The following is a 24,149-nucleotide window of genomic DNA, read 5'->3' as shown; positions in this document are numbered from 1 at the left end:
GGCAAGAGCTCCATCCCCTTTGTCTAGACGCAATTCCGGACGGAAAACCGTTTCACACTTTTCCTGGAATTGCTCAAAGCTTGTCTGGTTCATCCAAGCCACAAAAGCATGAAGCCTGCCAAGGCGTAACCGCCGGCAGGCTTCAGACAAAACATTGGCTCAGATGAAACCGCTCAGGCCGAAACCTTGGCCTTCCTGCCCTTCGACTTGGCAGACGCCGGCGCGACGGCCTTGCGGCCGAGCCCGATCGACTTCGCCAGTTCCGAGCGCGAAGCGGCGTAGTTGGGTGCGACCATCGGATAGTCCGACGGCAAGCCCCATTTGGCGCGGTAGGCGTCCGGCGTCAGGCCGAAATGCACGCCGATATGACGCTTCAGCGATTTGAACTTCTTGCCGTCCTCGAGGCAGATGATGAAATCCGGGGTCACCGACTTCTTCGGGTTGACGGCGGGGACCAGCGGTGCCGCCACCGGAGCGACCGGCTGGCCGAGCCCGCTGATCGAGGCGCTGACGCTGGCGATCAGTTCGGGAAGGCCGGACGCAGGCAGGCGGTTCTTCTCGACATAGGCCGATACGATATGGGCCGTCAGTTCGAGAAGGTCGAGGGTTTTGCTGGCGTGGCTGTTTTCGTCGGTCAATCTATTTTCCTCCATCCATGGCGCATGACCTCGAAAATGGGGCCGTTTTCAAAAAGGATGATGCGCAAAATTAAAGTGCGTCGTCTTTGTGCGTCGCGCGCGACGCGATGTAGTGGGGCTGACTTCCTAGTCGGCAAATCTGCACAATGCAATCTATCGGCGCGACACCACACGCCATTTTGAACAACTATACTAAACTGTAATAATATCAGACGATCAGGGCCTTGTCGCGCCACAGACGAAATCCGCCTTCGAAAGCGCGTGTGTTGTCACCGCGCCTGGAGTTGGGGGGCAATTCGTCGAGCTTGTCGACATTGCCGCCGCCGATGACGACATAGTCTGGCTGCAGGGCGGCACGCAGCCGGTTGACGACGTCGAAGACATAGCCGCGCCACTTCTTCTTGCCGCGCTTTACCAGGCCGCGTTCGCCGACATAGTCCTCGAAACTCTGGCCTTTTCTGTAGGGGAGATGGGCGAGTTCCATCGGCTGGCCGACATTGTCGAGGACCATCGCCGCGCCGAGGCCGGTTCCGAGGCCCAGGAACAGCATGCGCCCGCCCTCATAGCTGCCGAGGGCCTGCATCAGCGCGTCATTGACCACGTTGACCGGCTTGCCGAACTCAGCGGCGAAGTCGAAGCCGGCCCAGCCCTTGCCGAGATTCATGGGGTCAAGCACCGGCTTGTTGTGACGCACAGGGCCCGGATAACCCATCGAGATGACGTCATAGGACAGGCCCTCGGCGAGCTTCTTCACCTTGCCGATCATCTGCCGTGGCGTCAGGTCAGGCCCGGAATCCGCCCGGCGCTCGGTGCCGCCGTCGCTGGTCAGGATCTTGACGTGCGACCCGCCAATGTCGATCGCCAGCACTATCTTCCCGGTGTCCGACGCCGCCTCCTTCACCGCCTTGGCCATCTTGTCCTCTCCGTTCATGCCACCGGATCAATCCAGCCATTGGGCGGCCCGAAGCCGGCCATGGCGTCCGCCGGTCCCCACGTCTTCGGCTCGTAAAGATGCGGCGGCGTGGTGTCGCCGAGCACCGGACCGACGATGCGCCAGGCCAGTTCGGCGGCGTCCTGGCGGGTGAAGAGCTGGCCATTGCCGTTCATGGCGTCGCCGATCAGCCGTTCATAGGGCGGCATGTCGCCCTTTGAATCGTCAAGCGCGGTCAGTTCCACCTGCTCGCCGGTCATGTCGTCGCCGGGCGCCTTGCGCTGGGCACCGATGGCGATCGTCACCTGCGGGTCGATGCGAAAACGGACGTAATTCTGGTCGGTGGGCTTGATCGGATCGAAGACGTCGAGCGGCGGCCGCTTCAGCCGCACCACCACCTCGGTGACATGCACCGGCATGTTCTTGCCGGCGCGGATGAAGAACGGCACGTCCTGCCAGCGCCAGGTGTCGACGAAGAAGCGCACCGCTGCGAAGGTCTCGACCGGCGAGTTCGGCGCCACGCCGGGCTCGGCGAGATAGCCGGTGAACTGGCCGCGCACGACATCGTCTTTCGTCAATGTCCGGATGGCGCGCAGCACCTGCACCTTCTCGTCGATCAGGTCGTCGGCGGAGCGGCCGACCGGCGGCTCCATGGCCAGGAGCAGCAGGATGTTGAGCAGATGGTTCTCGATGACGTCGCGGATAGCGCCGACATCGTCGTAGAAGCGGCCACGGCCTTCGACGCCGAAGTCCTCGGCCATGGTGATCTGGACGCTCTCGACGTAATTGCGGTTCCAGATCGGCTCGAGCAGGGCGTTGGCGAAGCGGAAATAGAGCAGGTTCTGGATCGCTTCCTTGCCGAGATAGTGGTCGATGCGGAAGATCGATTGTTCGTCGAACACGAGGTGCAGCACGCGGTTCAGCCAGCGCGCCGACTGCAGATCGTGGCCGAAGGGCTTTTCCACCATCAGCCGCGCGCCATGCGCGGTGCCCGACTGCTCCAGGCCTTGCACGACTGTCTCGAACATGGACGGCGGCACCGCCATGTAGTGCAGCGGCCGCTGGGCGCTGCCGAGTGCCGTCTTCAGCTTCTCGAACGTGGCCGGATCGCGATAGTCGCCGCTGACATAGCGCAGCAGCGACGCCAGCTTGGCGAACACCTTCTCATCGATGGCGCCGAGCGCGCTGACGATGCCGTCGCGAGCCCGGTCCTGCAATTGCCTCAAATCCCAGGCATCGAAGGCGACGCCGATCACCGGTTCGGTAAGCGTGCCCTTGGCGATCATCTGGTAAAGCGCTGGAAATATCTTCTTGTGGGCGAGGTCGCCGGTCGCTCCGAAGAGCACCAGCGTGTCGGACCGTTCCTGGCTCATGCCTGCGTCTCCCCTGCCGCCGTCACTTGCCGTCCTTCGGCTTTTCGATGTGACCGCCGAAGGCATAACGCATGGCGGACAACAGCTTGTCGGCGAATTCGGACTCGCCTTGCGAGGAGAAACGATCGAACAGGGCCGAGGACAGCACCGGCGCCGGGACGCCGGTGTCGATCGCCGCCTTCAGCGTCCAGCGTCCCTCGCCGGAATCCGAGACCCGGCCGCCGAATTGCGCCAGACCCGGATCGCTCTTCAGCGCGCCGGCGGTGAGATCGAGCAGCCAGGAGCCGATGACGCTGCCATGTCGCCACACCTCGGCCACCTGCGGCAGGTCGACGTCGAACTGGTAGTATTGCGGGTTTTCCAGCGGGCTGGTCTCGGCGTCCGCCATACGCTGCCGCTTGCCGGCATTGGCCGACTTCAGGATGTTCATGCCTTCGGCATAGGCGGCCATGACGCCATATTCGATGCCGTTGTGCACCATCTTGACGAAGTGGCCGGCGCCGCTCGGTCCGCAATGCAGGTAGCCATAGGGCGCGGTGCCGGCGGTCTTGTCCGGGGTGGGCGCGCCGGCATCGGCGCCAGGCGCCAGCGTGGCAAAGACCGAATCGAGGTGCTGCACCGCCACGTCGGGGCCGCCGATCATCAGGCAGTAGCCGCGTTCCAGGCCCCAGACACCGCCGCTGGTGCCGACATCGACAAGGTGGATGCCCTTGGCGGCCAGTTTCGCGGCCTGATCGACAGCGTCGTGATAGTAGGAATTTCCGCCGTCGATGACGATGTCGCCAGGCTCCATCAGCGCCGCGACCTGATCGATGATCTTGCCGGTGATCGCCGCCGGCAGCATCAGCCACACGCAGCGCGGCTTGGCGAGCTTGCCGACGAATTCCGCCATCGAGGCTGCTCCGGACGCGCCGTCGCTCACCAGCGCCGCGACGCTGGCCGGATTGATGTCGTAGACGACGCATTCGTGGCCGTCGCGCATCAAGCGCCGCACCATGTTGGCGCCCATCCGGCCCAGTCCCATCATTCCGATCTGCATGGTTTCGTCCTGTTTCCTAGAGATTTGCTGGGTTTGTCGAGGAAGGATCTACTGGCTGTCCTGAACGCCTGACATGACGGAGAAGTCGACATTCTCCCAATCGCCGGTTCCGGGCCAGAAAAAAGTGAAGATCAGCGTGCTTCCGCCGGGGAGGCTGGCCGTGGGCAGATCGACAAGGTGGATGCCGAAAGCGTTCTCCCCCGTCTGGCTGTCGTGGGCGGTTGCCCAACTGTCGGTGCTCCAGTGGACAGTGGCTGCTGCCAGCAATTCGATACGCAGCGTCTTGCCGGCCGGCAGCGCGCGGATCTTGTTGTTGAAGCGCCATGTCCTGAATGGCGAAACGGCGTTGTCCTCGATGTAGCGCCTCACGCCTTGCGGCGGCATGTCGAAGACGGCGCCGTCGCGCAGCGAGCGCAACAGTTTGATATGTTCGGAATGCGCCCAGACCAGCGGCATGGCGCTGCCTGATGGCTTGCCATACAACAGTTCGCGCTCAGGAATATCGGCGCCGTCCCAGACCTGTTCGGGCAGCAGGCCGCCGGGTCCGGCCGACCGTTCCAGCGCATCGAGCAGGCTGGCTGCCTTGTCCTTGTGCCCAGCCGCCAGCTCGTAATGGGCGCGTTCGCCGGCGAGCAGCGGCCACGGCCGGCCCTGGCCGGTGCCGTCGAAGGGCGAGCCATCCTCGTGTTCACCATAGCCGTCGCTGTTGTAGCGGTACCAGAGCGGTCCTTGCGGCAGCTCGCAGCGCAACTGCGCGTCGATGGCCTTGACGGTGCCGACGATGCGCGGATCGTCGGCGGCCCTCAGGCCAAAGCGCACCAGGGCCAGTGCGTCCGGGCTGACGATTTCTTCGACCGGCCGTTCCGTGTCGCCGGGCGGCCGGTTCTTGATCGGGACATAGCCATCCTTCGGCGAGCCGGCATCGGCGCTGTCGGGCGGCGCGATGCGGACGTAGTAGCCGCCGACGCCCACGGCCCTGCAGATGGCGGTGCCGGTGACATAAGTCCAGCGCTCGACCTGGTCGTTCCAGCAGTCGGCGGTCTCGCGCAGATAGCTTGCCGCGTCCGGCTTGCCGCAGGCATCGAGCAGGTCGGCGCCGGCAAGCAGTGCCGCAATCTCGACGGCCAGCGTGAACGGGCTGTAGCCGGCGTCTTCTTCCCAGCGGTCCTCGCCGGTGACGGGACCATTGCGCACGACATAGGACGCCGCGCGCTCAATCATCGGCAGGAAGGCCCTGAGCCTGGCAGTCGGCAGGTGGCCAGCGCGATGCAGGGCATCGGCCAGCAGCATGGGGAAGGCGCATTCGTCCATCTGGATGCCGGGCCAATAGGCGGAGCCGTCGAGCCAGGCGTTCTGCGGCCAATGGCCGTCCGGCTGTTGGATGGAGCGGAGGTATTCCAGGATCTGCAGTGCCGAAGCGGCATCGCCGGCGGCGAGATAGCCGCCCGCCGTTTCGACCAGGTCGCGCGGCCAGACCAGGTGATAGCCGCCGAGATCGTCGTCACCTTTGTCGAACCCCCACGGAATCGACAGGCTGGCCACCGCCGCGCCCGGCATGGCCGATGACCGGTGGGTGGCCAGCATCGCGGTGGAGACGCGGTAGCTGTTTACTCCCGGCGCCCCGGGCGTGCGGTCGCGGTCCAGTGGCAGCAGCCCCGCCTGCCATTTGCGCCATTTTTCGACATAGGATTTCGCCGTCGGTTCAAAACCCCGTTTCAGGCTGGCGAAGGCGTTTTCGGCCGCTTCGTCTGGAGTCGCGCCAAAACCCAACGCCAACACTGCTTTTGTGTTGACGGCGGTGAAACCGATCTCGCCGGTCAGCGCTACATTGCCGTCCTCGGCGCGCCGCCAAGCCGGATCGAGCTTGCCGGCATGGTTCAATTGCTGCCAACCGTCGGAGAAGCCGACATAGCCGGCCGAACAATCCCGCCAGGACAGCGACGAGGCCAGCGCCAGGCAGGTGCCGCGCCCCGAGGCAAACAGGACAGGCTTTCCCTGGTACTCGCCGACCCAGGCGGTGTTGCCCATGCCGGCATTGACCAGATGCGGCGCTAGAAGCGCGTAGACGCGGTAGTCGGCGACGGAGCCCTTCAGCGGGTTGAAGGTGATTTCCTGCAGCAAGGTCGGGCGCGCCGGATCGGCCAGAATGCGCTTCTCGATCCGGTAGGCGCCGTCATCGGCCGTGTTGGCCAGCCTGTAGGCGGGCACGCCGTCTTCGAACGGCTCGATGCCGTGCGCGGCATCCCGCTTCTCCTCGGAGAAATATCCATCCCTGCGGGTGACGATCAGGCCGAGGTCGCGCGTGCAAGCGCTGTCGACGCGCGGATAGTACACCTCGTTCAGGATGCCGTGGCTGATGGTGAACCAGACGCGACTGGACGGCGAAAGCGCCGATCCGACGCCGCTCTTGGCACTAGAGGTCCAGCGCGCGGGAATTCCCGGTGCGCCCGGCGGCACAGTCGGCGTCATGCTTGTTCGCTCTCCTGGCCCGTATGCCTAGCCATCAACCGGAGCCATTTCAATCAGCGCACCGCAAGTTGATCGCCGGCGTACATCGGATTGCAGTTGACAGCCCGCCGGCCTTCTGCACTTTTGTCTGACAATAGATAAAAAACAGGATCGCAACCGCGAAATCGTCGATAACCAAACTGATCAGCAACTCTCGGGAGGAGTATCACATGAAGAAGCTATTGGTTCTCAGCACGCTTGCAGCGGTGCTCGCAGCAGGTACGGCTTTGGCCGACACCAGCGGCAAGAAGATCGCGTTCTCCAACAATTACGCCGGCAATTCGTGGCGGCAGGCGATGCTCGACAGCTACGGCATCGTCACCAAGAAGGCGGTCGACGACAAGATTGTCGGCGCGGCCGATGTCTTCACCACCGCCGACAAGGAGGTGCCGACCCAGGCCGCTCAGGTGCAGAACCTGATCCTGCAGGGCTATGACGCCATCGTCATCAACGCCGCCTCGCCGGATGCGCTCAACGGCGCCATCAAGCAGGCCTGCGACGCTGGCATCACCGTCGTTTCCTTCGACGGCACCGTAACCGAGCCTTGCGCCTACCGCGTCGTCGTCGACTTCAAAGACATGGGCAAGCAGGAAGTCGAGCATATGGCCAAGTTCCAGCCCAAGGGCGGCAATCTGCTTGAAATCCGAGGCCTGGCCGGCACTTCGATCGACGACGCCATCCATGCCGGTATCCTCGAGGGCGTTGCCGCCCATCCCGAGTTCAAGATAGTCGGCTCGGTCACCGGTGACTGGGACCAGACCACGGCGCAGAAGGCGGTGGCGACCATCCTGCCGTCGCTGCCCGACATCGTCGGCATCGTCGACCAGGGCGGCGACGGCTATGGCGCCGCGCAAGCCTTCGCCGCCGCAAACAAGCCGCGCCCGACCATCATCATGGGCAACCGGCAGGACGAATTGAAGTGGTGGAAGGAACAGAAGGACAAGGACGGCTACCAGACCTGGTCGGCCTCGATCGCGCCTGGCGTGTCGACGCTCGCCTTCTGGGTGGCGCAGCAGGTGCTCGATGGCCGCAAGGACATCCCGCACGATCTGCTGGTGCCGTATCTCGCCTTCACCCAGGACGATTTCGAGGCGGCCCTGCCGAAGATCAAGGAGGGCGGTGTCGCCACCCACGAATACACGCAGGAAGATGCCATCGCGGCGATCAAAGCCAATATCAAGTGAAAGTCGCACACGCGTTGCCGCGCGCACCACTGAACGGATATCGTTGAGCATGGCTGCAGGCAATACGGACGTCATCAGACTGAGCGGCGCCGAAAAGCAATTCGGCGCCGCCAATATTGACATCGTAAGACTTGACGGTGCCGAAAAGCATTTCGGCGCCGTCAGGGCGCTGGGCGGGGTGGATTTCCATGTCGGATCCGGCGAATGCGTCGGCCTCGTCGGCCATAACGGCGCCGGCAAGTCGACGCTGATGCACATGGTGGCCGGCACCTCGACGCCCGACAGCGGGACGATCGGGGTGCATGGCGGTATCGAAGAGAACTACTCGGTGTCGCGAGCGCAGCAGCTCGGCATACGCTGCGTGTTCCAGGAGCTCTCGCTCTGTCCCAATCTCAGCGTCGCCGAAAACACGCGCATCAACCATGCTTCGCTCTCCGGCTTCGGCTGGCGGCGCAGGGCGGCCGAGCTGATCGCCGCCAAGCTCGATGAGATCTTCCCGGACCACGGCATCTCGGCCTGGGACATTGTCGGCGATCTCTCGATCGGCCGGCGCCAGATGGTCGAGGTGGCGCGCGCCTTCACGGTGACACAGGACCGGCTCGACCTGGTCATCCTCGACGAGCCGACCTCGTCGCTCGACGCGCACACGGCCGGCCAGCTGCTGGCTTTCGTGCGCCGCTTCGTCGCCGGCGGCAAAAGCTGCATCCTGATCTCGCACGTGCTGGGTGAAGTGTTGCGGAACGCCGACCGCATCGTCGTGATGCGCGACGGCAAGGTGGTGGCGTCGGACGCGGCTGGTGCCTTCGATCGCGATCGGCTGGTGACGGTGATGGGCGGAGCCGAGGCGCGCGAGAAGATCGCCGCACAGGCGGCTGCCGCCAAGCCAGGCGCCAGTCCGCTGCGCGTCCGGGCGCGGCCCGCCGGGCAGACTGACGGTAAGGACCTTGTCGCCCGCGCGGGTGAGATCATCGGCCTTGCCGGGCTGGCCGGGCACGGACAGACCGACTTGCTACTGCGGATCTTTAATGCCGCCGCGCGCGCCAAGGCCGGCATCGAGGTCACGGCGCCGGTGGCGCTGGTGGCGGGCGACCGCCAGTCGGACGGTATTTTCCCGCAATGGTCGATTGCGCGGAATATCGGCATCCGCTCGCTGGGGCGTCTGCGCAACGGGTTGCTGATCTCGCCGCGGCGCGAGGCGGAGCTCGCCGATGCCTGGAAGAAGAAGATCGGCATCCGCACGCCCGACATGAACAACAACATCTTCTCGCTGTCGGGCGGCAACCAGCAGAAGGCCCTGTTTGCCCGCGCACTGGGCTCCGATGCCGAAATCGTGCTGATGGACGATCCGATGCGCGGCGTCGACATCGGCACGAAGCTGGAGGTCTACGACCTCGTGCGCGAAGAAGCGGGTCGCGGCCGCACCTTCCTCTGGTACACGACCGAAACGGAAGAGCTCGACAATTGCGACCACATCTATGTCTTCAAGAACGGCCGCATCGTCGCCAATTTGACGCGCGACGAGCTGACCGAGGAGAAGATCATCCAGTCCTCCTTCGGCGATGCGGCCTGAAATGACGGCGACGCCAATGGACAATGGCTTCAAGGGGTCGGCGGCACGCAATGCGACGGCGCGGGCGCGGCTGTTGCGTGGCCTGCTGCCGGCGCTGTCGCTGGCGCTGGTGTTGGCGGCAATCGCCTGGCTCAACCCGCGCGCCATCAGCTATTTCGGCTTCAGCCTGATGCTGAACCTGGCGATTCCGATCGCGCTGGCGACGATCGCGCAGATGTTCGTCATCGCCGGCAACGAGCTCGACCTCTCGATCGGCACCTTTGTCGGCTTTGTCGGCTGCGTCACCGCGACCTGGCTGAAGGACGCACCGCTCATCGGCGTCCTCATTCTCGTCGGGTCGATCGGCATTTATGCGCTGCTCGGCGCGCTGATCCACATGCGCAACCTGCCCTCGATCGTGGTGACGCTCGGCATGAGTTTCGTCTGGCAGGGGCTAGCCATCCTCGTCCTGCCCAAACCCGGCGGCAAGGCGCCGGACTGGTTGCTGGCGATCATGTCCTTCAAGCCGCCCTTCATTCCGTTTCCGATCATCGCCGCGCTGCTGATCGCCGCGGTCGTGCATTTTGGTTTGATGCGCACCTCCTACGGCGTGATCCTGCGCGGGTCCGGCGGCAATCCGGCGGCGCTGCGACGCGCCGGCTGGTCGCTGCTCAAGACCAAGATCGTGCTGTTCGCGCTGGCCGGTCTTTTCGGCGTGCTGTCGGGCATGGCGCTGATCGGCATCACCACCTCGGCGGATGCCAATATCGGCAATGGCTACACGCTGCTGGCCATCGCCGGCGTCATCCTCGGCGGCGGCGAGTTCGTCGGCGGCCGGGTCTCGCCGATCGGTGCTGTCATCGGCGCGCTGACGCTGGCGCTGGCCGCCTCGCCGCTGCTCACCTTCATGCACATTCCGCCCGACTGGCAGGTGGCCGCCAACGGCGCCATCCTGATCATCGTGCTGGCGGCGCGCGTGCTGATCAGCCGCAGGGAAAGGTGAGCGATGGCTTCGCTTAAAACGCTGCTCACAAAACCCTGGATCTGGTCGTTTGTCGGCGCGCTGCTGGTGTGGCTGGCGACGATCGCCTTCACCGGCGGCTATGGCGGCGGCGGCATGGTCACGGCCGCATTGTCGCTTGCCGTGTTCACCGTCATCGTCGGCGTCGGCCAGATGTTCGTCATCACGCTCGGGCCCGGCAATGTCGACCTGTCGCTGCCGGCCAATATCGGCCTCGCCAGCGCGGTTGCCATGAAGGTGATGGGCGGCAGCGATGCCATGATCGTGGTCGGACTGCTGGCGGCGCTCGCCTGTGGTGCCGCGATCGGCGTCATCAACTATCTCTTGATCTGGGCGCTGCGCATCCCGCCGATCATCGCGACGCTGTCGGCGAGCTTCATCATCCAGTCGGTCGACATCAGCTATGGGCGCGGGCTGCAGATCAAGCCGCCGCCCGGCTTCGCCGATTTCACCAACTGGCAGGTGCTCGGCATTCCCGTGCTGGCGATCCTCACCGTGCTGTTCACCATCGGTGCGGCCATCGCCTTGCAGCGCATGATCTACGGCCGCTCGGTGCTGGCGATCGGCCAGAACATCCGTGCCGCCTGGCTCGCCGGCGTCAAGGTCGGGCGCATCCGTTTTCTCACCTATACCCTGTCGGGCGCGCTCGGCGGCATCGACGGCGCGCTGCTCGCCGGCTATTTTCGCGGCGCCAATGTCGACATCGGCAATGAATACCTGCTCGCTTCGATCGCCGTGGTCGTTATCGGCGGCACGTCGGTGGCCGGCGGCAAGGCCAATGTGCCCGGCGTCTGGGGGGCGGCGCTGTTCCTAGTGCTGCTGCTCACCATGCTCAACACATTCGGCGTCAGCGCCGGCGTGCGCCTCTTGCTGACCGGGCTGATCATCGTAGGGGTGATCACGGCTGCGGGCGGCGAGAAGGCGGTGCGCTGACCGCAACGTCCACGGCGCGACCGCAGCCTGTCCGCCAACCATTGGACCAGCCGGTTCCCATTCGCGGCGTGGCCTTGTAAACCGGTCCCCGATCTCAGTCGGTCTTGGGAGGCCTCCACTTGTCCAGTTCTGTCAGCGTCGCGAACGAGGGTGGCGTCGTCATCGTCACCATCGACAATCCGCCGGTAAACGCGTTGAGTTTCCACGTCCGCGAACCGCTGATGCAGGCTTTGGTCGCTTTGCGCGATGACGCATCGGTCGCGGCAATCGTCATTGCTTGCGCCGGCCGGACCTTTGTCGCCGGTGCCGACATCACCGAATTCGGCAAGCCGATGCAGCAGCCGGAATTGCGTGCCATCGTGGCGGTGCTGGAAGCCATTGCCAAGCCGACGGTCACCGCCATCCACGGTACCGCGCTCGGCGGGGGACTGGAACTGGCGCTCGGCTGCCATTTCCGCGTTGCCGATCAAGGCGCAAAGCTCGGCCTGCCCGAGGTGAAGCTCGGCATCCTGCCCGGTGGCGGCGGGACGGTGCGGCTGCCGCGTCTGGTGGGCGCCGCCAAGGCATTGAAGATGATCGTTTCCGGTACACCGATCGGTGCCGATGAGGCATACGGCGCCGGTCTGGTGGATGCCGTCTTCGCGGGCGATCTGACCACCCACGCCGTGAATTTCGCCCGCGAAATGGCTCGCAAGGGTGGTCCGTTCACGCCGGTGCGCGACCGCGACGACGCCCTCAAGGAAACCGACCTTGCCGCTTTCGATGCCGAGGCAGCGGACCTTTCCAGGAAGGCGCGTGGCCTGGAAGCGCCGATCGCCTGTGCACAGGCGGTGCGCAATGCCGTCACGCTGCCCTTCGACGAGGCGCTGGCGGCGGAGCGGGCGCTGTTCGTCAAGCTCGTCGCCAGCGACCAGTCGCGCGCGCAGCGGCATCTGTTCTTCGCAGAACGCGAGGCGGCCAAGCTTCCCGGCAATGTCGTCAAGCGCAGGATCGCCCGCGTCGGCGTTATCGGCGCCGGCACGATGGGCGGCGGCATCGCCATGGCTTTCGCCAATGGCGGCTTTCCCGTCACCTTGCTGGAAACCAGCCAGGAAGCGTTGCAGCGGGGGCTGGCGACGATCGAGAAGAACTATGCCGTCTCGGTCGCGCGCCGCTCCTTGAGCGAAGACGCCAAGCGGCAGCGGCTCGGCCAGTTCAAAGGCTCGATCGACCATGCCGATCTCGCGGATTGCGACCTGATTATCGAGGCGGCGTTCGAGGACATGGCAGTCAAGAAAGAAATCTTCGGCAAGCTCGACGCAGTGGCGAAACCTGGCGCTATCCTTGCCACCAACACCTCCTATCTCGACGTCGACGAGATCGCCGCCTCGACATCGCGGCCGCAGGATGTGCTCGGCCTGCATTTCTTCTCGCCGGCCAACGTCATGAAACTGCTGGAGATCGTGCGAGCGCAAAAGACCGCGCCGGATGCGCTGGCGACCGTGGTCGACCTAGCGAGGCGGATCGGCAAGGTGGCTGTCGTCGTCGGCGTCTGCCACGGCTTCGTCGGCAACCGCATGCTGGCGGCGCGTGGCTCGGAATTGGAAGCGCTGCTGCTGGAGGGCGCGGCTCCCACCCAGATCGACAAGGCATTCACCGATTTCGGCTGGCCGATGGGGCCGTTCCAGATGGGCGATCTGGCCGGCCTCGACATCGGCTGGCGCAACCGCAAGGCGCGCGGCCTAACGGCCGTCATCGCCGACACGCTGTGCGAACAGGGCCGTTTCGGTCAGAAGACCGGCCGTGGCTTCTATCTCTACGAGAACGGTTCGCGCACGCCGGTACCCGATCCCGAGGTCGAGGCGCTGATCCGTGACAAGGCAGCCGAGAAGGGCATCGCGCCGCGCACGATCAGCGCCGACGAGCTCATCGAGCGCACCCTCTATCCCCTGGTCAACGAGGGGGCGAAGATACTGGAGGAAGGGATTGCTGCCCGCGCCTCCGACATCGACGTCGTCTGGGTCAATGGCTACGGCTTTCCCGTCGGCAAGGGCGGTCCGATGTTCTGGGCCGGCCTGGAAGGCGGGGCCAGGATCGTCGAGCGGCTCGAATATTGGCACGAGCGGACCGGCAAGGATGTTTTCAAGCCAGCGCCTTTGCTGAAGCGGATGGCTGAGACCGGCTCCTGGGAAGCCGGGTCAACAGCCGGGATCCGAGGGTAGTCAGCGGCCTGCGGGAATCATCGGATCCGCGCGTCGATGATCTCGACGAAGCGGGCGAAAAGGCCGGCCTGCGACTTGATCTTGAGCTTGCGGTAGATGTTGCGGCGATGGACCTTCACCGTTCCCGGCACGATGCGCATGGCCCTGGCAATCGACTCGGTGGAGTGTCCCTGCAGCACAAGGTCGACGACGTGTTTTTCGCGCGCCGTCAGCGACAGGCTTTTCCAAATATGGGCGCGGTCGAACTCGTTGACCGCGACTATTTCCTCGTCCTGCTTCGTCTCGGCCGGCTCGTCGGCGGGAAGGGCAGGCCAGCGCAATCGGATGAAGCTGATCACGGTCGGCGCCATGTCGCGCAGCAGCCTGGCATCGGCGGTGCCGAACGGGCCGGAAGTGCTGAGCCGCATCAGCGACAGCACCAGCGCGTCCTTGCCCGGCAGCGGCACGAAGAAGCCGACTTCCTCGGCCAGCCTGGTCTGGCTGTAGTAGGAGCGGAAATATTCGCTGGCGTAGAAACGATCAGGCGCGAGTTCCCGCATGCGCCAGAACCCTTCCTTGCGCTCGACCGCCGCGTGATGGAACGGGTCGAGCAGGTAGGGTCCTTCCTGATAGAGCGCGACGAAGACGTGGCTTTCGGCCGGTGTGAACGTCTCGAACAGCAGCGACGGGCGCGCGGCGCCGCGATAGCCGAAGATCACGCAGTGGTCGAAGCCGACATGCTGCCGCAGCCAGTCGACCATCGCTTGGCCGAAAAGGTCGCCGCTCGTCTCCCGCGTCGCCGCGACAAGGGTGGCGAGCCGGCTGTATTCGTCGCTGCGGGATCCACTCAATCCATACCCCCTCAAATGAGAAAATAGATCAGATATACCACCTGCGAGGTATATACTAGCTGCCATTGGCTCTGGTAGCGTCTTGAAATCACGTCCTGTCGCTGGAGCCCACAGCCTTGACCGCAGTGCCCGACATCGAATTTCGCGGCGTCACCAAGCGCTATGGCGCGGTGACCGCGGTCAGCGGCATCGACCTTGCCGTGCCACCGTCCGCCTTCGTTGCCCTGCTTGGACCGTCCGGCTGCGGCAAGACGACTTGCCTGCGCATGATCGGTGGCTTCGAGCAGCCGAGCGAGGGCCAGGTGTTCATCCGCGGCCAGGACATGGCCGGCACGCCGCCCTACCGGCGGCCGGTCAATATGGTGTTCCAGCAATATGCGCTGTTCCCCCATCTCGACGTGGAAGCCAACGTTTCCTATGGCCTGCGCCAGGCAAGGCCACGGCTGTCGTCGCGCGAGATCGGCCGGCGGTCCGGCGAAGCGCTCGAAATGGTGCGGCTCGCCGGCTATGGCGGCCGCAAAATCCACGAACTGTCCGGCGGCCAGCAGCAGCGTGTCGCGCTGGCGCGCGCGCTGGTCAACAAGCCGGCAGTGTTGTTACTCGATGAGCCGCTGGCGGCGCTCGACAAGAAGCTGCGCACCGACATGCAGATCGAGCTGCAGAACCTGCAGCGCGAGATCGGCATCACCTTCGTGCTGGTCACCCACGACCAGGAGGAAGCGCTGTCGATGAGCGATTTCGTCTGCGTCATGAATGGCGGGCGCATCGTCCAGCTCGGCCAGCCGAGCGAGATCTATGACGAGCCGGCCGACCTGTTCGTGGCCGATTTCGTCGGCAAGACCAATCTTCTTGCCGGCAAGGTTGCCGGCCATGCGGGTGATCTTGTCAGCGTGGCGCTGGCGGACGGCACCGTCATTACGGCGCGCAAGCGCACTGCCCTGCAACAAGGCGAGACCGTCTCGGTCAGCCTGCGTCCTGAATCACTCAGCCTTGGCGCTCCGACAAGCGGTCCGCTCAAGGGCGTTGTTCGCAACCGGATTTTCCTGGGCTCGACGGCGGAATACGCGATCGAGGTCCAGGGCATCGGCACTTTGCTCGCCAAGGCTGATCACCTGATCGGCCAGGGCAATCTCTTCAAGCCGGGCGAACCCGTCGCCATCGGCTATGCCTCCGGAACGCCGCTGGCGTTTCCGGAAACCAAGAACAACGGGACCAACCAGAGGGTAAACAAACATGTCGAAATCATATCGTGACGGACTGCCGATAAGCCCCGAGAATTTCGTCGACCAACTGATGCGCCTGAAGCGTGGCTCAATCGGCCGCCGCGACTTCCTCGGCCTCACCGGCCTTGGCATCGCGACGGCGGTGATGGCGCGCGAGATCGGCATCATGCCGACGCCGGCTTTCGCCGCCGAAAGCCTTGGCGACCGTATGTCGATCGCCACCTGGCCGAACTACCATGACCCGCAGACCTTCGAGAACTTCAAGAAGGACACCGGCGTCGCCGTCGAGGTCAACGTGTTCGGCTCCAACGAGGAGATGCTGGCCAAGCTGCAGGCCGGGGCCTCGGGCTGGAGCCTGTTCGTGCCGACCAATTATACCATCTCGACCTACAAGAAGCTCGGCATCATCGAGGCGCTGGAGATGGCGAAGCTGCCGAATTTCGACGGCACCCAGGAAGATCCGCGCTTCACCTCCGAGGGTACCATCGATGGCACTATTTACGCCGTGCCGAAGAACTGGGGCACGACAGGCTTTGCGGTGAACACCAAGAAGCTCACCAAGCCGATGACGAGCTGGAAGGAATTCTGGGATACCGCCATGGCCGAGGGCGACAGCCGCACCATGGTGCATGACTACCAGCTCACGACCATCGGCAATGCGCTGAAATATTACGGCTATTCGTTCAATTCGCTGAAACAGGACGAGCTCGCCAAGGCGGAGGAGTTGCTGCTGAAGGTCAAGCCGCACCTGTTCGCCGTATCATCCGACTACCAGCCGGGCATGCGCGCGGGCGACGCGTGGATGACGATGTGCTGGACCAATGACGGTGCGCAGCTGCATCGCGACATTCCCGAGATCGCCTATGTGCTTGGCAAGGAAGGCGGCGAGATCTGGACCGATTTCTATGCCATCCCGAAAGACGCGCCGAACAAGCCTGCCGGCTATGCCCTGCTCAACTATCTGATGAACCCGCAGGTCGCGGTGAAGGAGCACCTGGCCAATGGCGCGCCTTCGACCGATGCGCGGGTCAACAAGCTGCTGCCCAAGGAGGTGCTCGACAATCCGATCCTCTATCCGGCGGCGGACCTGTTGACGCCGCTCGAATTCGGCGCGGCGGCGACGCTGACCGATCCGGGCCGCGCCGAACTGATGGCGCGCTTCAAATCGGCTTGAGACTGGCCTGAACAAAGACAATCGACCGGCGGGCCCATGTCCGCCGGTACCGGGGCGGTTTTTCAAATGCACGGCAACAGATTTCGGCATAATTTCCTGACTGCCTTGCTGCTCGCGCCGGCGACAGCATGGCTGATGGTGTTCCTGGTGCTGCCGTTCATCGCCATCGCCGTGTTCAGCGTCGGCGAGCGGGCGCCCGAGGGCGGCTATCAGGCAGCCTTCACGCTGGCGCAATACGCCAATCTTCCGGCGCGGGCGACCGCGTTCTGGAACACGATGGTGCTGGCGCCGGTGGGCGCGCTTGCCTGCCTGCTCGTTGCCTATCCGGTCGCCTATTACCTCGCCTTGCAGGCGCCGCAGCGCTGGCGGCTGATCCTGCTCGCGCTGGTCGTCATTCCATTCTGGACGAGCCTTTTGATGCGGACCTATGCCTGGATGTACATTCTGGGCGGACGCGGCATACCGGCGCTGCTCGCCTTTGCAGGCATTGAGGATGTCAGGCTGATCAACACGCCGGGCGCCGTCCTGCTCGGCATCGTCTACGGCTATCTGCCGCTGATGATCCTGCCGATCTATGTCAGCCTCGAGCGGCTCGACCGGAGGCTGCTGGAAGCCTCCGCCGATCTCGGCGCGACGCCATTGTCAACCTTTCTGGGCGTGACCCTGAAGCTGTCACTGCCGGGCGTGATGACCGGCTTCTCGCTGGTCATGATCCTGCTGCTTGGCGAATATTTGATCCCGACGTTGCTTGGCGGCGGCAAGGTCTTCTTCATCGGCAATGCGCTGGTCGATCTGTTCCTGCAGTCGCGCAACTGGCCATTCGGGTCGGCCATCGCGATCACGCTGGTGCTGGTTTCGGTGGTGGTGCTGATTGCCGCCAACCGCATCTCGACCCGGGTCTCGGGCGCCCGCAGGGTGGACCTGATCTGATGCGCGCCTTCGTCATTGCCGTCTTCGCCTTCCTCTATTTGCCGATCGTGCTGGTCGTGCTGTTCTCCTTCAATGCCGGCCACCATGCCAGCGAGCTCACCGGCTTCTCCGTGCAATGGTATGGCAAGGCGCTGTCCAACCCGTTCCTGGTCGAGGCGCTGAAGAACAGCCTGTTCATTGCCAGCACCAGCGCCCTTCTGGCGGCGGTGTTCGGCACCGCGGCAGCCCTCGGCCTGGCGCGTGTCGGCGTCAGAACCCGCGCCGTCTTCGACGGATTGCTCGGCGCGGCGATCGTTGTTCCCGGCGTCGTCATCGGCATCTCGACGCTGGTCGCGCTTGTCCAGCTGTTCGCGGTCGTCAATCCGTTCCTCGCCTCAGTCTGGCCCGGCGACCAACCGCCGCGCCTGTCGCTCGGCTACGGCTCGATCATCGCCGCGCATGGCCTGTTCTCGATGGCGCTGGTGGCGATGATCGTCGGCACGCGGCTGGGCAGCCTCGACCGCAATCTGGTCGAAGCGTCGAGCGACCTCTACGCCACGCCGCTGACGACGTTCCGCTCGATCGTCCTGCCGCAGATCATGCCGGCGGTGGTCGCCGGTTTTCTGCTCGCCTTCACCTTCTCCTTCGACGATTTCATCGTCGCCTTCTTCGTCGCCGGCGCGCAGACGACGCTGCCGATCTATGTCTTCGCCTCCATCCGGCGCGGCGTGACGCCGGAGATCAACGCCGTCGCGACCATCGTGCTCGTCGCTTCCGTCCTGCTCGTGGTGCTTGCCCAATGGCAGCTGCGCCAGCGCAGGCCATCAAACTGAAAGCCGCTCCATGATCCTCAAAGACCGCATTGCCGTGGTGACCGGCGCCGGCTCCGGCATCGGACGTGCTGGCGCCATGATCATGGGCAGGGAAGGCGCTATGGTCGTCATCGCCGACAGGGATGCGGCCAACGGCGAGCAAACGGCCTCAGGCATTCGGGCAATGGGCGGCCGGGCCGAGGCTATCGCCACCGATGTCGGCGAGGACGCGGCTGTTGAGCAACTCATAACCCGTACGCTGGAAAAGCATGGGCGCATCGACATCCTGCACAATCATGCCGGCATCCAGGTCGGCGGCAAGCTGACCGAGGTCGAGACCGACGGCATGGATGCCTCATGGCGGGTCAATGTGCGGGCGCAATTCCTCGCGGCCCGGATCGTCATGCCGTCGATGATCGCGCAAGGGGGCGGCGTCATCCTCAACACGGCTTCGAATTCGGGCGTCTTCTACGACCGCGAGATGATCGCCTATGCGACGTCGAAACATGCCGTGGTGGCGATGACCAGGCAGATGTCGCTCGACTATGCCCGGCACAATGTGCGCGTCAACGCGCTCTGCCCGGGCTGGGTCGACACGCCCTTCAACGAGCCATTCATCGCCCAGATGGGAGGACGCGCGGCGATCGAAACCTATGTCCGCACCAAAATCCCGATGGGGCGCTGGGCCGTGGCCGAAGAGATCGCCGAAGCGATCCTGTTTCTCGTGTCAGACCGATCGTCCTTCATGACCGGCCAGGCGCTGGTGATCGACGGCGGTGAAAGCATCGGCTGAGACCTCTGCTTTTATCTATCGCCCTACCTATTCAGCCCCCTTTTTCCTGCGGTTTCGCGTGGCGCCGGACGGCACAAGACCAAGGTCTGGCTGGCATGGGACTTCAGTGCCATCGCAAGTCAAGGCAGCGAATTCCTTTGCTTTTCAGGGGCTTACGTTTCCGGCTTGGCGCCCGCTCTCGGATTGCGACCGCATTTGTTTAAAGTTTACCGGGTACAATTAGCGATTTCTCATACGCAGATGGTTCAGCGGTGGGCGAGAACGCGATTCCCGAGGAGATTACCATGACAAACCGGAAAACTCTGTTCGCGGCGCTGGCTGCATTGGCGCTTCTGGCGTCTCCGGCGCTCGCCGGCAATGGGCATGGCAACGGCGGCGGCAATGCTGGAGGCAATGGCGGCGGCAACGGCAATTCCGGGGGCAACGGCAATAGCGGCACCCACGGGAATAGTGGCGGCAACAGCGGCGCTTCGCACGGCAAGTCGTCGTCGGCACCGGGACGGGCAGCCAAGACGGAAACGGACATCACGGCCAGCACCACGGTCGACACAGAAGTCTCGTCGAAGCAGAAGAACATCCACGCCAAACTCGGCCGGCTGAACTCGCTGCAGCGCAACATCAACGCCTATATGAACTCCAAGAGCAAGAAGTTCGGTGCCATTCAGGCATTCGTGACACAATCGGCGAAAGCCAAGAATGCGCAGACCGCGGCTGCGGCGGCTGCCACCACGGCTGCCGCTGCCCAGGCCCAGCTGGATGCGCTGAATTCGCAGCTGAGCGCACTGACGTCGCTGTCGCAGGCCGAGATCGACGCCATGACACCCGAACAGCAGGCGGCCCTACCTGGGCAGATATCGGCCTTGCAGGCCGATGTCACAGCTCAGCAGGCTGTGGTCGCCGCCGATAATGCGGCTGCCGACGAAGCCGCGGCCGCGGCAACCGCGGCAGCGGTCGGCACCGATGACGCATCGCTCGACGCGGCGCTGACGGACATGGCCAACAAGCCTGTCGACGCCGAGGTCACGGCCTGGGCCCAAGGCGTCCTTGCCGGCAAGATCGACCAGACGGCGGCCAAGCTTCAAGCGGGAACGACGCCGTAGCGGATCGTCACTGAAAAGGCGGTAGCCAGTCAAAGAAGATGCCGCTGGGCTTCGCCCGGCGGCATTGTTTTTCCTGGAGCCGTTCCCGTTTAACGACAAGGCGATGTGCAGCACGTTCAAGGCGCTTATGGCGGCGCTCGTCCTGCATCGTGTCGACGGCGGCATCGAGCAGCTCGACCGCGGCATCAAGGTTCCGCATGACGCCGCCGTCGCCAACTCTCCGACGACCAGAATTCGCCGGCAGCGAGATGACGGTGGCGCGGTTGTGCGAGGCCGCCGTGACCGTCAGCGACAATGGCGGCCAATCTGCTGCTGGCGTCCTTTGGCGGGCCGCCGCAACTGACGGCGTCTTCCGGCCGAGGCAATCGTTGCGCGAACACCTCAATACACTCGACCATCTCGAAAACCGGAAGTATGAAATGGGTGCCGATCTGTTTCGCGTCCACCTGCGCCTCGCAGCCGGCGACCGCAGGCGGCCAGGCACGGGGCCGCACTGTTCGGCGCGATCAGCCGGCCGGATTGAAGAGGATGAATTGACGCGTAAAGCCAGCCCGACCATGGCGCTGTTTTCCAAGACGGGCTCTGGCGCCGCGCTGAATTGCATCGGCATCGCACAGGCCTTGCGGGCCCGGGGCGCCCAGCCTTCATCCAGCATCGCGCGGTGCCCGACAATGTCTATCTCGACGCTTGGTTTCCGCAGCCCTCGGTGGTGGCGAAGTCGGACCTGTTCATCCACCACGGCGGCAACAACAGCTTTTGCGAAGCGCTGCGTTTCGGCGTGCCGTCGCTGATCATGCCCTATTGCTGGGACGGACACGACAATGCGCAACGCGCCGGAGAGACCGGCGTCGGCGACCATATCGGCCGTGACGGCTGGACCGAAGGAGGATTGGAGAGAGCCATTCTCGGCCTGCGGGCCGATGACGCCATGCGCGCCCGCCTCAGGAACAATGCAGCCGAGATGGCGCTGAAACCCGGAACGGACGTGGCCGCGCAAGCCATACTCTCCCTGATACGGACATGAACGAAATGCTTGATAAGAACACGAATACCGCAATCAACGACCCCAAGGCCTGGCTCACGCAGCACGGCATCAATGAGGTCGAGTGCCTGGTGCCCGACATGAATGGCGTGCTGCGCGGCAAGGCGCTGCCGACGGCCAAATTCCTCAAGGCGCTGGAAGACCGCGCGCTCTATTTGCCGAGCAGCGCCTTCCTGGTCAGCATCGATGGCCGCTATTCCGGCTCTATCGACGAGGGTTTTGCCTATTCGGACCCCGACATGCGCATGGTGCCCGATGTCTCGACGCTGTGCCTGGCCCCGGGCGCTGGCGCTGGCAAGGCCTATGTCTTTGCCGACGCTTTCCACATGGACGGCAGGCCGTGGATGGCCTCGCCGCGCCATGTGCTGCGCGCCGTGCTCGATCTCTACCGCCAGCGCGGCTGGCGCGCGGTGGTGGCGCCGGAGCTCGAATTCTACCTCACCGCGCGCAATCCCGATCCGGACAGACCGCTGACCGCCCCGCTCGGCGCCAATGGCCGGGCCGAGGGCGTGCAGCATCCCTATGACATGGCGGCGCTCGAGGAGTTCGAGCCGGTGATCCGGCGTATCTATGACTATTCAGCGGCGGCCGGCCTGCCGCTCGACACCCTGATCCATGAATCGGGCACGGCGCAGCTGGAAATCAACCTGCTGCATGGCGACGCACTGCCGCTGGCCGACCAGGTGCTTTTGTTCAAGCGGCTTACGCGGCAGGCCGCGCAGCAATGCGGCATGCATGCGACCTTCATGGCCAAGCCGATCGCGGCCCAGGCCGGCAGCTCGATGCACCTGCACATGTCCGTCGCCGACGAGGCCGGCAACGCGCTTTTCGCCAGCGCTGACGATGCCGACACCACGATGTTCGGCCATTTCATCGGCGGCCTGCAGAAATATATTCCCGAAATCATGCCACTGTTCGCGCCCAACGTGAACTCGTTCCGCCGCATCCGGCCCAACCACAGCGCGCCGGCCAACATCGAGTGGTCGCATGACAACCGCTCCTGCGGGCTGCGCGTGCCAGCGGGAGGGCGCGCCGCAAGGCGAGTCGAGAACCGGTTGCCGGGCGCCGATTGCAATCCCTATCTGGCGATCGCCGGTTCGCTGCTTGCCGGCTATCTCGGCGTCGAGCAGAAGCTGGCGCGCTCGGCCGAAGCCTCGGGCAACGCCTACAAGATCAGGAGCACGCTGCCGAAGACCATGGAGGAAGCGCTCGACCGCTTCACCGCCTGCGACCCGGTGCGGGAATTGCTCGGCGAGGACTTCTTCCAGACCTATCTGCGCGTCAAGAGTATCGAGCTCGACCTGTTCCAGAGCGTGGTGACGAGCTGGGAACGCGACCACCTGTTGCTGAAGGTGTGATCATGGCATCTTCAACGGGTTTCAATTCCGGTCTCGATATCGGCAAATCCTACTACGTCGCCACCGCCAATCCGGCGCGGGACCATCCGGCGCTCGCCGGCGATGTCGATGCCGACCTGGTCGTCGTCGGCGGCGGCTGCACCGGGCTGTCGGCCGCCCTTCACGCCGCCGAGCGCGGCCTGAAGGTCGTGCTGCTCGAAGGCGGCAGGATCGGTTGGGGTGCGTCGGGGCGCAATGGCGGCCAGATGATCCCCGGCCTGCGCAAGGGCGCCAAGGGTTTGGTCAAACTCTATGGGCCTGAGCGCGCCAAGGTGCTGTTCGACCTTGCCTTCGAGGCGCGCGGACTGGTGCTCGACATCATCGAGCGCAACGCCATCGATTGTGATCTCAGGCTGACCGGCCATCTGGTCGGTGCGGTCAACGGCTCCGACCTCAGGGATTTGGAGGAAGAGGCCAGGTGCCTCGAGAGCGTGATGAAATTCCGCGACGTCGAGATTCTCTCGGCGGCGGACGCGCGGGCCAAGGTCGATACGCCTTATCATGGCGCGATGTACGAGCCGCTCGGCGGCCACATGCATCCCTTGAACTACACGCTCGGCCTTGCCCGCGCGGCCGTCGCGGCCGGCGTCACCATCCGCGAGAATTCGGTGGCCGTGAAGCTGGAGCGGGAGCCGTCGATCCGGGTTTCGACGGCAAAGGGATCGGTCCGTACCAGACATGTCGTGCTGGCGGGCGATGCGCTGCTCAACGGGCTGGAGCCGCGCGTCAACAGCCGCATCATGCCGGTCGGCAACTACATCGTCGCCACTGAGCCGCTGGAGGGCGCTCGCAACGTCATCCCCGCCAATGTCACGGTGTCCGACACACGCTTCGTCGTCAACTATTACCGCATGTCGGCGGATGGACGCCTGCTGTTCGGCGGCGGCGAACGCTACACACCGTCACCGCCGGCCGACATTGCCGGCTTCGTGCGGCCGCACATGGAAAGCACCTTCCCGCAGTTGAAGGGATGCCGCATCGACCACGCCTGGGGCGGGCTGGTGTCGGTGACGACGTCGCGGCTGCCGCATGTCGGGCACTATGGCGAGGTCTATTTCGCGCATGGCTATTCCGGCAAGGGCGTCATCCTGTCGACGCTGTCGGGCAAGCTGCTCGCCGAAGCGATCACCGGCGATGCGTCGCGGCTCGACCTGTTCTCGACGCTGACGCCAATGCCGTTCCCAGGTGGGACGGCCTTGCGCGGGCCGCTCTATGTGCTGGGAATGCTGTGGTACGCGATGCGGGATAGGCTCAAGCATTGAGGGGCGCGTATTTAGAAGCTGGCGGGCCGGCGCCGCCTCTGCCCTGCCGGATATCTCCCCCACGAGCAGGGAGATCGGCAGCTTTGGCGCCCCGCCGTGTCCTGCAACGTTGGAATTTGGCGAAAGCCGGCGTGATATCCGGTCTCCCCCCAAGTGGGCCTGTTGCGCAATTCTGGCATTGTGATTCACTTCGATTATTGCTCGGAGGGATTTGCGATGGCGGTGAAGCG

The 24,149-nt window shown here is 64.4% G+C and carries 21 protein-coding genes; 14 read left to right on the top strand and 7 right to left on the bottom strand.

Annotated features, from left to right (window positions below):
- Positions 1–173: 173 nt before the first annotated feature.
- The 5 genes from FJ492_RS21805 to FJ492_RS21785 form a co-directional block, all read right to left on the bottom strand.
- Positions 174–638 carry a MucR family transcriptional regulator gene (locus FJ492_RS21805; RefSeq protein ID WP_140772211.1) on the bottom strand — a complete coding sequence of 155 codons (465 nt, stop codon included), beginning with the start codon at positions 636–638 and terminating at the stop codon, positions 174–176.
- 208 nt (positions 639–846) lie between these two features.
- A complete protein-coding gene (locus FJ492_RS21800) occupies positions 847–1,551 on the bottom strand; it encodes an ROK family protein (RefSeq protein ID WP_140772306.1) in 705 nt (234 codons plus the stop codon).
- A gap of 14 nt (positions 1,552–1,565) precedes the next feature.
- A complete protein-coding gene (zwf, locus tag FJ492_RS21795) occupies positions 1,566–2,942 on the bottom strand; it encodes a glucose-6-phosphate dehydrogenase (protein WP_140510242.1) in 1,377 nt (458 codons plus the stop codon).
- 22 nt (positions 2,943–2,964) lie between these two features.
- Complete coding sequence (gene gnd, locus FJ492_RS21790) at positions 2,965–3,981, bottom strand: phosphogluconate dehydrogenase (NAD(+)-dependent, decarboxylating) (RefSeq protein ID WP_140716771.1); 1,017 nt, start codon at positions 3,979–3,981, stop codon at positions 2,965–2,967.
- Between the two features lie 48 nt (positions 3,982–4,029).
- Positions 4,030–6,450: a glucan 1,4-alpha-glucosidase gene (locus FJ492_RS21785; protein WP_140772209.1), complete on the bottom strand. Its 2,421-nt coding sequence runs from the start codon at positions 6,448–6,450 to the stop codon at positions 4,030–4,032.
- A 209-nt stretch (positions 6,451–6,659) separates the two neighbouring features.
- Between FJ492_RS21785 and FJ492_RS21780 the strand changes: the two genes are divergently transcribed.
- From FJ492_RS21780 to FJ492_RS21760, 5 genes are all read left to right on the top strand, one after another.
- A complete protein-coding gene (locus FJ492_RS21780) occupies positions 6,660–7,673 on the top strand; it encodes an ABC transporter substrate-binding protein (protein WP_027144586.1) in 1,014 nt (337 codons plus the stop codon).
- A 49-nt stretch (positions 7,674–7,722) separates the two neighbouring features.
- Positions 7,723–9,243 carry a sugar ABC transporter ATP-binding protein gene (locus FJ492_RS21775; RefSeq protein WP_246676082.1) on the top strand — a complete coding sequence of 507 codons (1,521 nt, stop codon included), beginning with the start codon at positions 7,723–7,725 and terminating at the stop codon, positions 9,241–9,243.
- Between the two features lie 16 nt (positions 9,244–9,259).
- The gene (locus tag FJ492_RS21770; protein WP_246676083.1) at positions 9,260–10,225 is read left to right on the top strand and encodes an ABC transporter permease; all 966 of its coding nucleotides are present in this window, start codon (positions 9,260–9,262) and stop codon (positions 10,223–10,225) included.
- Positions 10,226–10,228: 3 nt separating this feature from the next.
- Positions 10,229–11,176 carry an ABC transporter permease gene (locus FJ492_RS21765; protein ID WP_140751797.1) on the top strand — a complete coding sequence of 316 codons (948 nt, stop codon included), beginning with the start codon at positions 10,229–10,231 and terminating at the stop codon, positions 11,174–11,176.
- Positions 11,177–11,295: 119 nt separating this feature from the next.
- A complete protein-coding gene (locus FJ492_RS21760; RefSeq protein ID WP_140772205.1) occupies positions 11,296–13,377 on the top strand; it encodes a 3-hydroxyacyl-CoA dehydrogenase NAD-binding domain-containing protein in 2,082 nt (693 codons plus the stop codon).
- 17 nt (positions 13,378–13,394) lie between these two features.
- Here FJ492_RS21760 and FJ492_RS21755 read toward each other — a convergent pair whose 3' ends face one another.
- Positions 13,395–14,207: a LuxR C-terminal-related transcriptional regulator gene (locus tag FJ492_RS21755; RefSeq protein WP_140772203.1), complete on the bottom strand. Its 813-nt coding sequence runs from the start codon at positions 14,205–14,207 to the stop codon at positions 13,395–13,397.
- A 116-nt stretch (positions 14,208–14,323) separates the two neighbouring features.
- On the opposite strand from FJ492_RS21755, the gene FJ492_RS21750 reads away from it, so the two are divergent.
- From FJ492_RS21750 to FJ492_RS21725, 6 genes are all read left to right on the top strand, one after another.
- Positions 14,324–15,460: an ABC transporter ATP-binding protein gene (locus tag FJ492_RS21750; protein ID WP_140510256.1), complete on the top strand. Its 1,137-nt coding sequence runs from the start codon at positions 14,324–14,326 to the stop codon at positions 15,458–15,460.
- Positions 15,441–16,604 carry a spermidine/putrescine ABC transporter substrate-binding protein gene (locus FJ492_RS21745; protein ID WP_027144579.1) on the top strand — a complete coding sequence of 388 codons (1,164 nt, stop codon included), beginning with the start codon at positions 15,441–15,443 and terminating at the stop codon, positions 16,602–16,604. The genes FJ492_RS21750 and FJ492_RS21745 overlap by 20 nt, the downstream gene beginning before the upstream one ends.
- A 66-nt stretch (positions 16,605–16,670) precedes the next feature.
- Positions 16,671–17,534, top strand: coding sequence for an ABC transporter permease (locus FJ492_RS21740; protein ID WP_140510260.1), 864 nt, complete (start codon positions 16,671–16,673; stop codon positions 17,532–17,534).
- Complete coding sequence (locus FJ492_RS21735; RefSeq protein ID WP_140772201.1) at positions 17,534–18,346, top strand: ABC transporter permease; 813 nt, start codon at positions 17,534–17,536, stop codon at positions 18,344–18,346. The genes FJ492_RS21740 and FJ492_RS21735 overlap by 1 nt, the downstream gene beginning before the upstream one ends.
- A gap of 10 nt (positions 18,347–18,356) precedes the next feature.
- Positions 18,357–19,118, top strand: a complete 762-nt coding sequence (locus FJ492_RS21730; RefSeq protein ID WP_140772199.1) for a glucose 1-dehydrogenase — start codon at positions 18,357–18,359, stop codon at positions 19,116–19,118.
- Positions 19,119–19,402: 284 nt separating this feature from the next.
- Positions 19,403–20,218, top strand: coding sequence for a hypothetical protein (locus FJ492_RS21725; protein WP_140772197.1), 816 nt, complete (start codon positions 19,403–19,405; stop codon positions 20,216–20,218).
- A 7-nt stretch (positions 20,219–20,225) separates the two neighbouring features.
- Here FJ492_RS21725 and FJ492_RS21720 read toward each other — a convergent pair whose 3' ends face one another.
- Positions 20,226–20,513 (bottom strand): hypothetical protein, encoded by a 288-nt coding sequence (locus tag FJ492_RS21720; RefSeq protein WP_140510267.1) that lies wholly within the window; start codon positions 20,511–20,513, stop codon positions 20,226–20,228.
- Between the two features lie 366 nt (positions 20,514–20,879).
- Here FJ492_RS21720 and FJ492_RS21710 point away from each other — a divergent pair, with 366 nt between their 5' ends.
- From FJ492_RS21710 to FJ492_RS21700, 3 genes are read left to right on the top strand one after another with little or no spacing between them, the layout of a single operon-like run.
- Positions 20,880–21,242: a nucleotide disphospho-sugar-binding domain-containing protein gene (locus FJ492_RS21710; RefSeq protein WP_246676081.1), complete on the top strand. Its 363-nt coding sequence runs from the start codon at positions 20,880–20,882 to the stop codon at positions 21,240–21,242.
- A gap of 5 nt (positions 21,243–21,247) precedes the next feature.
- Positions 21,248–22,618, top strand: a complete 1,371-nt coding sequence (locus tag FJ492_RS21705; RefSeq protein ID WP_140772193.1) for a glutamine synthetase family protein — start codon at positions 21,248–21,250, stop codon at positions 22,616–22,618.
- 2 nt (positions 22,619–22,620) lie between these two features.
- On the top strand, positions 22,621–23,919 hold the full coding sequence (locus FJ492_RS21700) for an FAD-binding oxidoreductase (protein WP_181166718.1): 1,299 nt from the start codon (positions 22,621–22,623) through the stop codon (positions 23,917–23,919).
- The last annotated feature ends 230 nt before the right edge of the window (positions 23,920–24,149 follow it).

Source organism: Mesorhizobium sp. B2-5-4 (genome assembly GCF_006441095.1).
Classification (GTDB): domain Bacteria; phylum Pseudomonadota; class Alphaproteobacteria; order Rhizobiales; family Rhizobiaceae; genus Mesorhizobium; species Mesorhizobium salmacidum.
Note: the sequence above shows the minus strand (reverse complement) of the source record. Positions and strands in the feature narration are given on the sequence as shown.

What these genes read in the sequence shown, in the direction of transcription:
- FJ492_RS21800 (WP_140772306.1), bottom strand. Translation starts at nt 1,551, where the DNA reads ATGGCCAAGGCGGTGAAGGAGGCGGCGTCGGACACCGGGAAGATAGTG.
- zwf (WP_140510242.1), bottom strand. Translation starts at nt 2,942, where the DNA reads ATGAGCCAGGAACGGTCCGACACGCTGGTGCTCTTCGGAGCGACCGGC.
- gnd (WP_140716771.1), bottom strand. Translation starts at nt 3,981, where the DNA reads ATGCAGATCGGAATGATGGGACTGGGCCGGATGGGCGCCAACATGGTG.
- FJ492_RS21785 (WP_140772209.1), bottom strand. Translation starts at nt 6,450, where the DNA reads ATGACGCCGACTGTGCCGCCGGGCGCACCGGGAATTCCCGCGCGCTGG.
- FJ492_RS21780 (WP_027144586.1), top strand. Translation starts at nt 6,660, where the DNA reads ATGAAGAAGCTATTGGTTCTCAGCACGCTTGCAGCGGTGCTCGCAGCA.
- FJ492_RS21775 (WP_246676082.1), top strand. Translation starts at nt 7,723, where the DNA reads ATGGCTGCAGGCAATACGGACGTCATCAGACTGAGCGGCGCCGAAAAG.
- FJ492_RS21770 (WP_246676083.1), top strand. Translation starts at nt 9,260, where the DNA reads ATGGACAATGGCTTCAAGGGGTCGGCGGCACGCAATGCGACGGCGCGG.
- FJ492_RS21765 (WP_140751797.1), top strand. Translation starts at nt 10,229, where the DNA reads ATGGCTTCGCTTAAAACGCTGCTCACAAAACCCTGGATCTGGTCGTTT.
- FJ492_RS21745 (WP_027144579.1), top strand. Translation starts at nt 15,441, where the DNA reads ATGTCGAAATCATATCGTGACGGACTGCCGATAAGCCCCGAGAATTTC.
- FJ492_RS21740 (WP_140510260.1), top strand. Translation starts at nt 16,671, where the DNA reads ATGCACGGCAACAGATTTCGGCATAATTTCCTGACTGCCTTGCTGCTC.
- FJ492_RS21735 (WP_140772201.1), top strand. Translation starts at nt 17,534, where the DNA reads ATGCGCGCCTTCGTCATTGCCGTCTTCGCCTTCCTCTATTTGCCGATC.
- FJ492_RS21730 (WP_140772199.1), top strand. Translation starts at nt 18,357, where the DNA reads ATGATCCTCAAAGACCGCATTGCCGTGGTGACCGGCGCCGGCTCCGGC.
- FJ492_RS21725 (WP_140772197.1), top strand. Translation starts at nt 19,403, where the DNA reads ATGACAAACCGGAAAACTCTGTTCGCGGCGCTGGCTGCATTGGCGCTT.
- FJ492_RS21705 (WP_140772193.1), top strand. Translation starts at nt 21,248, where the DNA reads ATGCTTGATAAGAACACGAATACCGCAATCAACGACCCCAAGGCCTGG.
- FJ492_RS21700 (WP_181166718.1), top strand. Translation starts at nt 22,621, where the DNA reads ATGGCATCTTCAACGGGTTTCAATTCCGGTCTCGATATCGGCAAATCC.